The sequence below is a fragment of the Microbacterium sp. 2MCAF23 genome (assembly GCF_052115565.1).
Taxonomy (GTDB): domain Bacteria; phylum Actinomycetota; class Actinomycetes; order Actinomycetales; family Microbacteriaceae; genus Microbacterium.
The window spans coordinates 158628-172506 of sequence record NZ_JBFRGY010000003.1 but is presented as its reverse complement, the minus strand read 5'-3'; the positions used below and the strand labels follow the sequence as shown (position 1 = coordinate 172506).

At 70.7% G+C, this 13879-nt stretch carries 13 protein-coding genes; 3 read left to right on the top strand and 10 right to left on the bottom strand.

Translation table 11 applies throughout. From position 1 onward, the window contains the following. Nucleotides 1-96 precede the first annotated feature (96 nt). Nucleotides 97-1629 (top strand): ABC transporter permease, encoded by a 1533-nt coding sequence (locus tag AB4078_RS04245; protein WP_441976079.1) that lies wholly within the window; start codon nt 97-99, stop codon nt 1627-1629. Further along, complete coding sequence (locus AB4078_RS04240) at nt 1626-2750, top strand: ABC transporter ATP-binding protein (RefSeq protein WP_441976078.1); 1125 nt, start codon at nt 1626-1628, stop codon at nt 2748-2750. Before AB4078_RS04245 ends, AB4078_RS04240 begins: the two co-directional genes overlap by 4 nt. Nucleotides 2751-2823: 73 nt before the next feature. Here AB4078_RS04240 and ilvC read toward each other — a convergent pair whose 3' ends face one another. The 6 genes from ilvC to AB4078_RS04210 all read right to left on the bottom strand — a co-directional run bounded on the left by ilvC (nt 2824) and on the right by AB4078_RS04210 (nt 10205). Next, entirely contained in the window at nt 2824-3852 is a 1029-nt protein-coding gene (gene ilvC / locus AB4078_RS04235) for a ketol-acid reductoisomerase (RefSeq protein WP_440732068.1), read from the bottom strand. Between the two features lie 90 nt (nt 3853-3942). After that, entirely contained in the window at nt 3943-4452 is a 510-nt protein-coding gene (ilvN, locus tag AB4078_RS04230) for an acetolactate synthase small subunit (protein ID WP_440732069.1), read from the bottom strand. A gap of 2 nt (nt 4453-4454) precedes the next feature. Then, nucleotides 4455-6257, bottom strand: coding sequence for an acetolactate synthase large subunit (locus tag AB4078_RS04225; protein WP_441976077.1), 1803 nt, complete (start codon nt 6255-6257; stop codon nt 4455-4457). A 425-nt stretch (nt 6258-6682) separates the two neighbouring features. Continuing rightward, nucleotides 6683-7471, bottom strand: a complete 789-nt coding sequence (otsB, locus tag AB4078_RS04220; protein WP_441976076.1) for a trehalose-phosphatase — start codon at nt 7469-7471, stop codon at nt 6683-6685. Next, the gene (locus AB4078_RS04215; RefSeq protein WP_441976075.1) at nt 7468-8886 is read right to left on the bottom strand and encodes an alpha,alpha-trehalose-phosphate synthase (UDP-forming); all 1419 of its coding nucleotides are present in this window, start codon (nt 8884-8886) and stop codon (nt 7468-7470) included. Before AB4078_RS04215 ends, otsB begins: the two co-directional genes overlap by 4 nt. 74 nt (nt 8887-8960) lie before the next feature. Then, nucleotides 8961-10205, bottom strand: coding sequence for an MFS transporter (locus AB4078_RS04210; protein ID WP_441976074.1), 1245 nt, complete (start codon nt 10203-10205; stop codon nt 8961-8963). A 201-nt stretch (nt 10206-10406) separates the two neighbouring features. On the opposite strand from AB4078_RS04210, the gene AB4078_RS04205 reads away from it, so the two are divergent. After that, complete coding sequence (locus AB4078_RS04205; protein WP_440732074.1) at nt 10407-10691, top strand: hypothetical protein; 285 nt, start codon at nt 10407-10409, stop codon at nt 10689-10691. Nucleotides 10692-10730: 39 nt separating this feature from the next. Here the strand turns inward: AB4078_RS04205 and AB4078_RS04200 are convergent, their stop codons facing one another. From AB4078_RS04200 to AB4078_RS04185, 4 genes are read right to left on the bottom strand one after another with little or no spacing between them, the layout of a single operon-like run. Next, nucleotides 10731-11177, bottom strand: coding sequence for an N-acetyltransferase family protein (locus tag AB4078_RS04200; RefSeq protein ID WP_440732075.1), 447 nt, complete (start codon nt 11175-11177; stop codon nt 10731-10733). 56 nt (nt 11178-11233) lie between these two features. Continuing rightward, nucleotides 11234-12418 (bottom strand): acetyl-CoA C-acetyltransferase, encoded by a 1185-nt coding sequence (locus tag AB4078_RS04195; RefSeq protein WP_441976151.1) that lies wholly within the window; start codon nt 12416-12418, stop codon nt 11234-11236. Nucleotides 12419-12420: 2 nt separating this feature from the next. Further along, nucleotides 12421-13065, bottom strand: coding sequence for a 3-oxoacid CoA-transferase subunit B (locus AB4078_RS04190; RefSeq protein WP_441976073.1), 645 nt, complete (start codon nt 13063-13065; stop codon nt 12421-12423). 1 nt (nt 13066) lies between these two features. Then, on the bottom strand, nt 13067-13858 hold the full coding sequence (locus AB4078_RS04185) for a CoA transferase subunit A (RefSeq protein WP_441976072.1): 792 nt from the start codon (nt 13856-13858) through the stop codon (nt 13067-13069). Between the last annotated feature and the right edge of the window lie 21 nt (nt 13859-13879).

The window sequence follows — 13879 nt, the reverse complement described above, 5'->3', positions numbered from 1 at the left end:
ACGACCACCTCCCGACGGGCGGCCGGAGCGCGACAGCTCCGGCCGCCCCGCGGCGTCTCCCGGGGGGCCTGGGTCGTCATCGCGGCGGGCGTCGTCGTGGCGGCGCTCTCGCTTCTGCCGCTGTTGTTCGTGGTGGCGACCGCGGCGCAGATCGGCTGGGCCGAATCGGCCGCGCTCATCTTCCGACCCCACGTCGGCGAGCTGCTCACGAACACCGTGCTCCTCGTCGCGATCACCGTGCCGCTGTGCGCCGTGATCGGGGTCGGCGGCGCCTGGCTCGTGGAGCGCACATCGCTCGCGGGCGCCGGCGCGTGGGGCGCGATGCTCGCGATGCCGCTGGCGATCCCCGCGTTCGTCAACTCCTATGCCTGGGTCTCCGCGATCCCCTCGCTCGCCGGACTCGGATCCGGTGTGCTGCTGGCGACCCTGTCGTACTTCCCCCTCGTGTATCTGCCGGTGCGCGCGGCGCTGGCCCGACTCGATCCCGCTCTCGAGCAGGCCGCCGCGAGCCTCGGCCGCGGACCGGTGCGCGTGTTCTTCGGCACCGTGCTGCCACAGCTGCGGCTGGCGCTGCTCGGTGGTGCGCTGCTCGTCGGGCTCCATCTGCTGAGCGAGTACGGCGCGTTCGCGCTGATCCGGTTCGACACCTTCACGACCGCGATCATGGATCAGTACCGGTCCACGTTCAACGGCTCCGCAGGCAGCATGCTCTCCGGCGTGCTGATGCTGCTGTGCTTCGCCCTGCTCCTGCTGGAGAGCCGGGCCCGAGGACGCGCCCGCTATGCACGGATCGGATCCGGCTCCGCGGCACCGCCCCGCCGGATCCGGCTGCGCGGATGGCAGCTCCCGGCGCAGGTCGCCCTGCTCGCACTCGGGATCGCCGCCCTCGGAGTGCCCGCCGTCGTGATCGGCGGATGGCTGGCCTACGGCGGTGCGGCGGTCTGGACGGCGCCCGATCTCGTGCCGACGCTGCTGCAGACCCTCGGTCTCGCTCTCGGCGGCGGCGTGGTCACGGTCCTCGCCGCGTTCCCCCTGTCCTGGCTCGCGGTGCGCCGACCCGGCGCGTTCAGCCGGCTGCTGGAGCGCACGAACTACGTCACGAGCTCGATGCCGGGCATCGTGCTCGCGCTCGCGCTCGTCACCGTCTCGCTCTTCTTCGTGCCGGCGCTGTACCAGACCACCGCGCTGCTGCTCCTCGCGTACGCGCTGCTGTTCCTGCCCCGCGCACTGGTGCCGCTGCAGGCGGGCATCGCACAGGCGCCGCAGAGTCTGGAGGAGGCCGCGCAGGCTCTCGGGCGCCGCCCGCTGCGCGCGTTCATCGGAGTCACCCTGCGCCTGGTGGCCCCCGCCACGGCCGCTGCCCTGGCGATGGTGTTCCTCGCCGTGGCCGGGGAGCTCACCGCCACGCTGCTGCTCTCCCCGATCGGGGTGCAGACGCTGGCCACGCGGTTCTGGAGCCTGTCGAGCGAGATCGACTTCGCCGGCGCGGCGCCCTATGCGACGCTGCTGATCGTGCTCTCCGCCCCCATGACCTACCTGCTGTTCCGCCAGTCCACGGTGCTCTCCACCGCGGACGCGTCGGCCGGCCGCTCCACGACATCCGCCCCCACGACCGCGGAGACCGCATGACCGCACACAATCTCGGATCCGTCGGCGCCGTGCCCTCCCCCGGCACGGGCCCACTGCCGACCGCGCACCTGCAGGTCGCCGGCGTCACCGCCTCCTACGGAGGCCATCGCGTGCTGCACGGCGTCGATCTCGCCGTGCAGACCGGCGGCATCACGGCCATCGTCGGCGCTTCGGGCTCGGGCAAGACCACCCTGCTGCGGATCATCGCCGGCTTCGAGCGCCCCGACGAGGGCGAGGTCGTGCTCGGCTCCGCCACGGTCGTCGGGCCCGGAACCTGGGTGCCCGTGCACCGCCGCGACATCGGCTACGTCACGCAGGACGGCGGGCTCTTCCCGCACCTGACGGTCGCGCGCAACATCTCCTTCGGGCTGGACGATCTCAGCCGAGCCGAACGGAACCGCCGGGTGGCCGAGCTGCTGGACCTCGTCTCGCTCCCGAGCGACGTCACGGACCGGCGCCCTGATCAGCTCTCCGGAGGACAGCAGCAGCGCGTCGCGATCGCCCGGGCGCTTGCGCGCGAGCCCGAGCTGATGCTGTTGGACGAGCCGTTCTCCGCGCTCGACACCGGCCTGCGCGCCGCGACGCGCGAGGCGGTGGCGCGAATACTGACGGATGCCGGGACGACGACCATCCTCGTCACGCACGACCAGTCCGAGGCGCTGAGCTTCGCCGACCAGGTCGCCGTCATGCGCGACGGCCGTCTGGTGCAGACCGGGCATCCGTTCGTGGTGTACACGCGCCCCGTGGACCGCGGCGTGGCGGAGTTCCTCGGCGATGCGATCGTGCTGGATGCGTGGCTGGACGGGTCCCTCGCCTCCTGCGCGCTCGGCTATGTGCCGGTGCGCAACCCGCCGGCGCGAGGCCACGTGCAGCTGATGCTCCGGCCGGAGCAGGTGCAGCTCGTCGCCGACTCGCCCATCCGCGCGACCGTGGAGAAGGGCGTGTACTTCGGCGCGGAATCGTCGGTGCGGATCCACCTGGAGCCGCGCACCGACACCGATCCTCGGTTGTCCGCGGAACCGCCCACGATCACGATCCGGCACTGGAACGCTGCTCTGACCCGGCCCGGCCAGCGCGTCGCCCTGCGTGTGGTCGGCGAGGGCGTGGCCTTCCCGGTGTAGCGCCGCGCCGTCGCTCATGGACGAAGAGCGGGCGCCCCCCGAAAGGGACGCCCGCTCCGTATGGCTGGCGAGGTCAGCGCGCGGCGCTGCCCTCGACGTAGTCCTCGTCCTGCGACTTCCAGGCGAACAGAGCGCGCAGCTCCTTGCCCGTAGCCTCGATCGGGTGACCCTGCTCCTTCTCGCGGAGGGCGAGGAACTCGACGGCGCCGTTGTCCTGGTCCTCGATGAAGCGGGTCGCGAAGGCGCCGGACTGGATGTCCGCGAGGACCTCCTGCATGCGCTGCTTGACGCCGGCGTCGATGACACGGGGGCCGGAGACGTAGTCACCGAACTCGGCGGTGTCGGAGATCGACCAGCGCTGCTTGGCGATGCCGCCCTCCCACATCAGGTCGACGATCAGCTTGAGCTCGTGCAGCACCTCGAAGTAGGCGATCTGCGGCTGGTAGCCCGCCTCGGTGAGCACCTCGAAGCCGGCCTGCACGAGGTGGCTCATGCCACCGCAGAGCACGGCCTGCTCGCCGAACAGGTCGGTCTCGGTCTCCTCGGTGAAGGTCGTCTTGATGACGCCGGCGCGGGTGCCGCCGATCGCCTTCGCGTAGGACAGCGCAGTCGCCCAGGCGGTGCCGGACGCATCGCGCTCGACGGCGATGATGTCCGGGATGCCGCGGCCGGCCACGAACTCGCGGCGCACGGTGTGGCCGGGGGCCTTCGGAGCGATCAGGATCACATCGACGCCCTCGGGCGCGTCGATGTAGCCGAAGCGGATGTTGAAGCCGTGCGCGAAGGCGAGGGTCTTGCCCGCGGTCAGGTTCGGCGCGATCGACTCGCTGTAGATGCCGCGCTGGTGCTGGTCCGGCGCGAGGATCATGATGAGGTCGGCCCACTGCGTCGCCTCGGCGACGGTCTTGACCGGGAAGCCGGCCTCGGTCGCCTTGGCGATCGAGTTCGAGCCCTCCTTGAGGGCGATCGCGACCTCGACGCCGCTGTCGCGCAGGTTCATCGCGTGCGCGTGGCCCTGCGAGCCGTAGCCGACGATCGCGACCTTCTTGTTCTGGATGATCGACAGGTCCGCGTCTGCGTCGTAGAAGATCTCGGTGCTCACTGTTGTTTTCTCCTTGTTGGGGTTCTGGATGCCGGGCCGCCCGCCTGCTTCGACACGCTCAGCAGTCGAGGGATCGGCCGTGGTTCTGTGTCAGCCGCGCAGCACGCGCTCGGTGATGCTCTTGCCGCCGCGGCCGATCGCGAGCAGGCCCGACTGGGCGAGCTCCTTGATGCCGAACGGCTCGAGCGCCCGCAGCAGTGCGTCGACCTTGCCCTTGTCGCCGGTGACCTCGACCACCAGCGCTTCGGGGGCGTAGTCCACGACGGACGCGCGGAAGAGGTTCACGACCTCCAGCACGTTCGAGCGGGTGTTGTTGTCGGTGCGCACCTTGACGAGCATGTGCTCGCGCTGCACGGACGCGTTCTGCTCCAGCTCGACGATCTTGATGACGTTGATCAGCTTGTTCAGCTGCTTGGTCACCTGCTCGAGCGGGAAGTCCTCGACGTCGACGACGACCGTGATCCGGGAGACCCCGGGAACCTCGGTCACGCCCACGGCGAGAGACTCGATGTTGAAGCCGCGGCGCGCGAACAGGCCGGCGACACGGGTCAGCAGACCAGGGGTGTCCTCCACCAGGAGGCTCAGCACATGCGTGGACATGATCAGTCCTCCTCGTCGAAGGCGGGCGCGTGGTCGCGCGCGTACTGGATGTAGCTGTTGCTGACGCCCTGCGGCACCATCGGCCACACCATCGCATCCGCGCTGACGACGAAGTCGATCACGACGGGGCGATCGTTCGTCTCGAGCGCGAGCTTGATGGCGGCGTCGATCTCCTCCTCCTTCTCCACGCGGATCGCGAGGCAGCCGTAGGCCTCCGCGAGCTTGACGAAGTCGGGGATCCGGATCGTCCCGTGCCCGGTGTTCAGGTCGGTGTTCGAATGCCGGCCCTCGTAGAACAGCGTCTGCCACTGGCGGACCATGCCGAGGGAGGAGTTGTTGATGATCGCGACCTTGATCGGGATGTCGTTGATGACGCAGGTCGCGAGCTCCTGGTTGGTCATCTGGAAGCAGCCGTCGCCGTCGATCGCCCAGACCACGCGCTCGGGCTGGGCGACCTTGGCGCCCATGGCGGCCGGCACGGCGTAGCCCATGGTGCCGGCGCCGCCGGAGTTCAGCCAGGAGTTGGGGCGCTCGTACTTGATGAACTGCGCCGCCCACATCTGGTGCTGCCCCACGCCCGCGGCGTAGACCGCCTCAGGGCCGGTCAGCTCGCCGATCCGCTGGATCACGTGCTGCGGCGACATCAGGCCGTCCTCGGGCGGCGTGAAGCCGAGCGGGAACTCGGCGCGCAGACCGTCGAGGTACGCCCACCACTCCTCGATGTCGCCCTTGGCGCCGCCGGTGATGCTGCGGAACGCCACCTCCAGGTCGGTGATGACCTCGCGCACGCCGCCCACGATCGGCACGTCGGCCGTGCGGATCTTGGAGATCTCGGCGGGGTCGATGTCGACGTGCACGACCTTCGCGTTCGGGGCGAACAGCTCGGCCTTGCCGGTCACGCGGTCATCGAATCGCGTGCCGAGCGCGACCAGCAGGTCGGCCTCCTGCAGCGCCAGCACCGCGGGCACCGTGCCGTGCATGCCGGGCATGCCGACGTGCTGCGGGTGCGAGTCGGGGAACGCGCCGCGCGCCATCAGCGTGGTGACGACGGGGGCGCCGGTGAGCTCGGCGAGCGCGAGCAGCTCCTCCGAGGCGCGGCCGCGGATGATGCCGCCGCCGACGTACAGCACGGGCTTCTTGGCCTCGGCCAGCAGCGTGGCCGCGGCCTGGATCTGCTTGCCGTGCGCCTTCGTCACCGGGCGGTACCCGGGCAGGTCGTACTTCGGCGGCCAGACGAACGGCGCCGTCGCCTTCTGCGCGTCCTTGGTGATGTCCACGAGCACGGGACCCGGACGACCGGTCGAGGCAATCTCGAACGCTGCCGCGATCGCACCGGGGATGTCCTCCGGGCGTTTGACGAGGATCGAGTGCTTCGTGATCGGCATGGTGATGCCGACGATGTCGGCCTCCTGGAACGCGTCCGTGCCCATCAGGTTCGAGAACACCTGACCGGTGATCGCGACGATCGGGATCGAGTCCATGTAGGCGTCGGCGATCGCCGTCACGAGGTTGGTGGCACCGGGGCCGGAGGTCGCGATCGTGACGCCGACCTTGCCGGACGCGGTCGCGTAGCCCTCCGCGGCATGCCCGCCGCCCTGCTCGTGCCGGACCAGGATGTGCCGGAGCTCGGTCGAGCTCATCAGCGGGTCGTACACCTCCATGATCGCACCGCCGGGGATGCCGAACACGTCGGTGACCCCGAGGAGTTCGAGGGAGCGGACGACGGCTTGCGCGCCGGTGAGGACGGGCGCCGCCGCCGGACGGGCGGGCGGACGCGGGACGGCTGGAGCGGTGTCAGCGGTCATGAAGGTTCCTTGCGATGGTGAACGATCGGCGGAAGCGGCGGGACAGAACCCCCGCCACGGAGAACTCTCCGACCCGGTCCGCTCGAGGCGGACCACAGGGGTCGGGAATGCTGGGCTGGAACGCCTCGGGTGCAGCGCGGAGAAGTCGGCTCTTCGTCACGACGAACACCGTCGCGGTATGAGCCCGGCTCAGGCGTCCCGGCGCGTGAGCCGAGAGCGCGAGCCGCGATATCGACCCGAATCAGATCACCATCGCGCCCGACGGCCAGCAAGACCGCCGGAGCTCTGCGTCCGACCCGGGATCCGGTTGTGCCGATCACGTCTCGAACGTGCATCAAGCCTAACGCATGATCGGCCGTGCTCCTGCCGGCGCGGCGCGCAACGGACGGACGATCGGATCCGTGCTGCGCGCGCATGGGAGCAGTCTATTGCGTGGCCGCTCTGGCGTCCGCCAGGGCGTCGAGCAGCACGGCGAACGCCGCCGGATCCGCGACCCGCAGCGTCGCCGCCGTCTCGCCGGCGCCGATCCGCACGCCGAGGTCCGCGCCGCCGAGCGTGCGCATGCCGTCCTCGTCCGTGACGTCGTCACCGGCGAACAGCACGGCGGTGGCGCCGACGTGCTCGCGCAGCCGCGAGAGCGCAGCGTCCTTGCCCTCGTCGCGCCAGGAGTATTCGCGCAGGTGGTGCCCGGTGCGCCGCCGCCAGGAGGGGATCCGCTCGGGCGCCCATTTCTCGACGCGCACGAAGGCCAGCTCCTCCTGCCCGGGCGCGGCCGAACGCGTGTGCACGCCGAACCCGAACGTCTTCGGCTCGTAGACGACGCCGTCGAGGTCTCCGATCAGTTCGCGCAGTTCGGCGATCACCTCGTCCCGGTCCCCCGGTTCGGTGGAGAGGTCGGTCTCCTCCCCTGTGTCGGGGAACCAGAACTGCGCACCGTGAGATGCGGCGAGCAGGATCCGGGATCCGTCCTCGTGCTCGGTGATCTCCCGCAGATCGTGCAGGCTGCGGCCCGACGCGTACGCGACGAATGTCTCCGGAAGGGCGGCGAGCCGGTTCACCGCGGCCACGGCCGCCGGCAACGCTCTCGCCGCCATCGGATCGACCACATGCGGCGAGACGGTGCCGTCGAAATCGAGCGCCACCAGCAGTCGCGGGGTGCAGGCGATCGCGGCGAGCGCGGGATCGGTCTCGGCAGCGGTCCAGTCGCGGGTCATCGTGCCCTCCGTACGTTCTCGAGGGCCGCGAGGAACTCCCGCGACCAGGCGTTCACATCGTTCTCGAGCACCCGCTTGCGCAGGGCCCGCATGCGCCGGGACTGCTCCCGCGGCGGCATCTCCACCGCCTGCATGATCGCGTCCTTGAGCCCCTCGATGTCGTGCGGGTTCACGAGCACGGCCTGGCGCAGCTCATCGGCGGCACCGGTGAACTCGCTGAGCACCAGCACGCCGCGGTGATCCCCGCGGGTGGCGACGTACTCCTTCGCCACGAGGTTCATGCCGTCTCGGAGCGCCGTCACGAGCATCGCGTCCGCGGCGAGGTAGAGCGCTACCATCTCCTCCCGCGGGAACCCCTGGTGCAGGTAGCGGATCGCCGTGTGGTCCATGGTGTCGTGGTCGCCGTTGATGCGCGCCACGGCCAACTCGATCTCGTCGCGCAGCTGCACGTACGCGTCCACCCGCTCGCGGCTGGGGCTGGCAACCTGCACGAGGGTGACGTCCTCGACGGAGATCCGCCCGGCGTCCATCAGCTCCCCGAACGCCTTGATCCGGTGCCGGATCCCCTTGGTGTAGTCGAGCCGATCGACCCCGAGCAGGATCTTCTTCGGGCTGCCGAGGCCCTCGCGGATCTCCGCGGCACGGGCGCGCACATCGGGCCTCGCGGCGAGCTCGGTGTAGGGCGTGGTGTCGATCGAGATCGGGAAGGCACGGGCGACGGTGGTGCGGGGGCCGCCGTAGGGCACGGACACCGTGGAGCCCTTGACGTCCAGCCGCAGCCGGCGGCGCACCGCGGCCAGGAAGTTCGTCGCGTCCTGCGCGCGCTGGAAGCCGACGACGTCGGCGCCCAGCAGACCCTGCAGCACCTGGTCCCGCCAGGGCAGCTGAGCGTAGAGCCCGTGCGCGGGGAACGGGATGTGGTGGAAGTAGCCGATCGTGACGTCGGGACGGCGCTCGCGCAGCATCGCGGGAACGAGCTGCAGCTGGTAGTCGTGCACCCACACCGTGCCGCCCTCGGCGACCGCGCTCGCGGCCCGCTCCGCGAACCGCCGGTTCACCCGCACGTACGCGTCCCACCACTCGCGGTGGTACTGCGGCGAGGAGATCACATCGTGGTAGAGCGGCCAGATCGTGTCGTTCGAGAACCCCTCGTAGTACTCCTCGACGTCCTGCGTCGAGAGCGCCACAGGCAGCAGCCGGATGCCGCCCTCGGTGAACGGCTTGAGGTCGAGGTCCGGCTGTCCGGCCCAGCCCACCCAGGCGCCGTCGACGGACTGCATGACGGGCTCGAGTGCGGCGACGAGACCGCCCGGCGAGCGGCGCCAGATCACCTCGCCGTCGGGGCCCGGAACACGGTCGACCGGCAGTCGGTTCGCGACGATCACGAACGAGGCGGTGGGTGTGGACGAAGTCATGGGAACGCTCCTCACGGCAGCGGCGGATGCCTCCTCCAGGCTAGTCACCCGATGCGCCCCGACGTCGTCCCGCGTCAGGAAGCGCTGCGTCCGCCCCGCGCCAGCACCGCGTTCACGAGGCCCGTGAGCAGCACCAGGCCCGCCGCGATCACCGGCAGCAGCAGGGACGCCTGCGCCCCCGAGGCGTCGGCGACCTGGCCCGTGACCACGGCGCCGGCGGCCTGCCCGACGATCATCGCGGATCCGAGCATCGTCATGACGGTGGCCGACCGATCGACGGGTCCGAATGCGGCGCCCAGGCTGAACTGGGTCACCAGAGTGGGACCGATCCCGCAGCCCATCACGGCCAGCGCGACGAGCATGGTCAGAGGGTCCCGCACCCAGAGCAGCATCAGGCTCCCCCCGAACAAGATGCCCGCGAACAGCAGCCAGCGAGCAGACAGGGAGAACCGGGCGGGCAGCAATGCCACGCTGAGCGCCAGGATCGCGGATCCCACCCCGAGCGCTCCGTAGAGCAGCCCCGCCTCCTCCGGGCGCCCGTGCTCGGTCATGAACGCCGTGAGCGAGGTGAGCATCGCCCCGAAGAACACGCCGACGCCGAGCATGCCGGCCACGACGATGAGCAGCCGGGGCCGGAACAGCTCCGACACCCGCGACGTGGCGCGGCCGTCGGCGCCGCGCTGCGTCGACACATGAGCGGCGGTGGGGTGCAGGGCGAACGCTCCCACGAACACGAGGATGAGTGCGGCGGCGAGCACGAGCGGCATCCACGGAGCGATCGCGGTGGCCAGCACACCGACCAGGAACGGCCCGAACACGAACACCGTCTCGTCGGCCGCGGACTCGTACGACATCGTCGACGATGTCGTACGCGCTCTCCGCTCGGCCGGGACGCGCTCGGCGATGATCGTGACCAGCCGCGACCGCGACATCGGAGAGACCTGCGGAGCGGTGGCGCCGATCGCGAACGCACTGAGCAGCACCAACGGCTCGGCGGCGGACGAGTAGACGACCAGCGTGAACACCACGAGGGCCGCGGCGTTGGCGACAGCGACGACCGCGAGCACGATCCGCTGACCACGGCGATCGGCGGCGGCGCCCAGCAGCGGACCGAAGCACGCGCTGCCGATGCCGACCGCAGCCGAGGTGAGTCCGCCGAGAGCCACCGAGCCGCGGGCTGCGACCACGACGGTCAGCACGCCGACGACCATCATCGCGAACGGCAGGCGGGCGATGAAGGCGATGACGAAGTAGGACAGCCCGACCCTGCGGAACAGGCTGGGAACAGCGCGGACGGGCGAGGTGTGCGAAGGGGTCATTGCGGAACAGGTCTCTGGCGTCGCCGCACGAGGGGGACGCAGTCAGGTGCCGCCGCTTTCCGCCGGAAGGGCCGGCGGCCGGTAATGCACAACGGTGATCGATCCAGTGTATCGGGAGCGCCATCGTTCGGGGCAGGGCGCATCTCCACGGAGCGCGCCGCTTCTCCTCCCGCCGCGGATGCGCTGGTTAGACTCGGTCGCATGCGCAACTACCTCTTCGCGAGCGGCCTGTTCAGCGCGATCACCGGCGGGATCGCGCTGCTGCGCGGCACCCGGGACGCGCCGATCACCTGGCGCGCCGTCCTGGCGTGGCTGAGCTGGGGCATCACGATCGCCCTCGCGGTCGGAGCCATCGTGGACTTCCGCCGCGACGAGCGCGGTGAGTCCGTGTCCTACGACTCCCCCGTTGCGCCGGTGCAGTACAAGCGCGCGAAGAAGGAGCTGAAGGCCGAGCTCAAGGCGCAGCGCAAGGCCGACAAGGCCTGACCCGGCGCATACTCGCGCCGGCTCGGACGAGCCGCTGCGTCAGACCAGATCGATCTGGTAGTGGATGAAGCCGCTGCGCTCGGCGACGCGGTCGTAGAGGCGCCGTGCCGTGGTGTTGCTCTCCGCGGTGAGCCAGTAGAGCTTGTCGCTTCCGGCGGCCCGCGCCGCCTCGGTCACGTGAGCGATCAGGGCGCGGCCGACTCCTCCGCCACGGACGGAGGGATCCACGAAGAGGTCCTCGAGGTACGTGTAGCCGGTCTTCGACCAGGTGGCCGGGTGCGCGAACCAGTGCACGATCCCGACCGCGCGGCCGTCGTCGTCGCGCGCGATCGCCCCGTGGATCTCGCCGGACGGATCCGTGATCCGGGCGAAGGTCGATGCGGTGACGTCATCGGCGAGCGCGGACTCGTAGAACGTCAGATACGCCTGCCAGAGCGGCAGCCAGTCGTCGCGGTCCGCCGCCGTCAGAGCCTGGATCGTGGTCATGCGCCGGTCCTACGGGGCGGCGCTCCGGCCGCAGGACCGGGCGCCGCCGCGTCGTCTCAGCGCGTGAGGATGAGCGCCTCGCCCTGACCGCCGCCGCCGCACAGCGCCACCACCGCGGTGCCGGAGCCGCGGCGCACGAGCTCGTGCGCCATGTGCACGGCCAGCCGGTTGCCGCTCGCTCCGATCGGGTGTCCGATCGCGATGCCGCCGCCGTGCACGTTGACGATCGCCGGATCCAGGCCGAGCACAGCCTCGGAGCGGGCGACCACGGCCCCGAACGCCTCGTTGATCTCGACCAGATCCAGGTCTGCGGCGGTGATGCCCTGCTTCTGCAGCGCCTTCTGGATGGCGTTCGCCGGCTGCTCCTGGAGGGAGTTGTCGGGACCCGCGGTCTGTCCGCTGGCACCGACTGTGACGAGCACAGGCCATCCCTGGGCCTCGGCGTTGGCGCGCGTGGTGACGACGACCGCGGAGGCACCGTCGGAGATCTGCGAGGAGTTGCCCGCCGTGATGGACCCGCCCTCGGCGAACGCCGGCCGCAGCCCCGCGAGCGTCTCCACGGTCGTCTCGGGCCGGATGCCCTCGTCCGCCGTCAGCACCACCGGCTCACCGCGCCGCTGGGGCACGCTGACCGACACGATCTCGCCCTCGAACACGCCGCCGTCCCTGGCGGCGGCAGCGCGCTGGTGCGACCGGGCCGCGACCTCGTCCTGCGCCTCGCGGGTGAGCCCGAAGCGCGGGTTGTGCCGCTCGGTCGACGCCCCCATGCTCTCCTTGTCGTAGGCGTCGGTGAGGCCGTCGTACGCCATGTGGTCGAGCACCTCGACGGATCCGTAGGTCCAGCCGTCGCGGGAGCCCATCAGCAGGTGGGGCGCCCGCGTCATCGACTCCATGCCGGCGGCGACCACCGTGAGCGCGTCACCGGTGCGGATCATCCGCGCCGCGTCGATGATCGCCGTGAGCCCCGACAGGCATACCTTGTTCACGGAGTGCGCAGGCACGTCCCATCCGATGCCCGCCCCGATCGCGGCCTGCCGCGCGGCGTTCTGCCCCGATCCGGCGGCGAGCACCTGCCCGACGATGACTGCGTCGATCTCGGCCGGATCCACGCCGCCCTGCTCGAGCGCGCCGCGGATCGCGAACGACCCCAGCTGCGGCGCCGTGAACGGGGCCAGCTGACCCTTCAGACGCCCCTGCGGCGTGCGCGCCGCCGCGACGATGACGATGTCGTCTGCACTCATGGTCACTCCAGTCCTTCCGCGACCAGCAGCGTCGGCTGGGTCGCATCCTTCACATCCTGCACGCTCACGCCGGGCGCGAGCTCGACGAGCCGCAGTCCCTCGGGCGTGACGTCGATCACGGCCAGATCCGTGATGATCCGATGCACCACCGCGCGGCCGGTGAGCGGCAGCGAGCATTCGTCGACGATCTTCGCGGAGCCGTCGCGGGCGACGTGCTCCATCAGCACGATCACGCGCCCTGCGCCATGCACCAGGTCCATCGCGCCGCCGGGACCCTTGACCATCTTCCCGGGGATCATCCAGTTCGCCAGATCCCCCGTCGCGCTCACCTGCATCGCGCCGAGGATCGCGGCGTCGATCTTGCCGCCGCGGATCATCCCGAAGCTGAGCCCCGAGTCGAAGAACGCGGCTCCGGGCAGCGTGGTGACGGTCTCCTTGCCGGCGTTGATGAGGTCGGGGTCGACCGCGTCCTCCGCGGGATACGGGCCGACGCCGAGGATGCCGTTCTCGGACTGCAGCACGAGGGTCACGCCCTCGGGAACGTAGTTGGGCACGAGCGTGGGCAGCCCGATGCCGAGGTTCACGTAGGAGCCGTCGGACAGCTCGCGGGCGGCGCGCGCCGCCATCTCGTCGCGGGTCAGAGCCATGTCAGGCCTCCCTTGTTCCGGCGGACGCCGAGGGCTGCACGGTGCGCCGCTCGATCCGCTTCTCGATGTCGGATCCGACCTCGACGACGCGGTGCACGAACACGCCGGGCAGGTGGACGCGATCGGGGTCCAGCTCCCCCGGCTCGACGAGCCTCTCGACCTGCGCGATGCAGATGCGGCCCGCCATCGCGGCGAGCGGGTTGAAGTTGCGCGCCGCCTTGTTGAAGATCAGGTTGCCGTGCCGATCTCCGAGCGCCGCGTGCACGAGCGCGAAGTCGGTGGTGATCGCCTCTTCGAGCACGAACTCGCGCGGCTGCCCGTGCATCTCGAAGGTGCGCACGTCCTTGGCGGGCGACGCGATCGCGATCGACCCGTCGGCGGCGTAGCGGCGCGGCAGACCGCCCTCCGCGACCTGGGTGCCGACGCCTGTCTGCGTGTAGAACGCCGCGATGCCGGAGCCCCCGGCGCGGAGCTTCTCCGCCAGAGTTCCCTGCGGCGTCAGCTCGAGCTCCAGCTCGCCGGACAGGAACTGGCGCTCGAACTCCTTGTTCTCCCCCACGTATGACGAGGTCATCTTGCGGATCCGCTGCGCGCCGAGCAGCAGACCCAGCCCCCAGTCGTCGACGCCGCAGTTGTTGCTCACCACGCTGAGCCCCGAAGTGCCCTGCACCAGCAGAGCCTGGATGAGCGCGCTCGGGTTGCCCGAGAGCCCGAACCCGCCGACGGCGAGCGAGGCCCCGTCCGGGATGTCGGCCACCGCGTCCGCCGCGGAGGCCCATTGCTTGTCGATCACTCGCCACTCCTTCGTGTGGGA

What these genes read in the sequence shown, in the direction of transcription:
- AB4078_RS04240 (WP_441976078.1), top strand. Translation starts at nt 1,626, where the DNA reads ATGACCGCACACAATCTCGGATCCGTCGGCGCCGTGCCCTCCCCCGGC.
- ilvN (WP_440732069.1), bottom strand. Translation starts at nt 4,452, where the DNA reads ATGTCCACGCATGTGCTGAGCCTCCTGGTGGAGGACACCCCTGGTCTG.
- AB4078_RS04225 (WP_441976077.1), bottom strand. Translation starts at nt 6,257, where the DNA reads ATGACCGCTGACACCGCTCCAGCCGTCCCGCGTCCGCCCGCCCGTCCG.
- otsB (WP_441976076.1), bottom strand. Translation starts at nt 7,471, where the DNA reads ATGACCCGCGACTGGACCGCTGCCGAGACCGATCCCGCGCTCGCCGCG.
- AB4078_RS04215 (WP_441976075.1), bottom strand. Translation starts at nt 8,886, where the DNA reads ATGACTTCGTCCACACCCACCGCCTCGTTCGTGATCGTCGCGAACCGA.
- AB4078_RS04210 (WP_441976074.1), bottom strand. Translation starts at nt 10,205, where the DNA reads ATGACCCCTTCGCACACCTCGCCCGTCCGCGCTGTTCCCAGCCTGTTC.
- AB4078_RS04205 (WP_440732074.1), top strand. Translation starts at nt 10,407, where the DNA reads ATGCGCAACTACCTCTTCGCGAGCGGCCTGTTCAGCGCGATCACCGGC.
- AB4078_RS04200 (WP_440732075.1), bottom strand. Translation starts at nt 11,177, where the DNA reads ATGACCACGATCCAGGCTCTGACGGCGGCGGACCGCGACGACTGGCTG.
- AB4078_RS04195 (WP_441976151.1), bottom strand. Translation starts at nt 12,418, where the DNA reads ATGAGTGCAGACGACATCGTCATCGTCGCGGCGGCGCGCACGCCGCAG.
- AB4078_RS04190 (WP_441976073.1), bottom strand. Translation starts at nt 13,065, where the DNA reads ATGGCTCTGACCCGCGACGAGATGGCGGCGCGCGCCGCCCGCGAGCTG.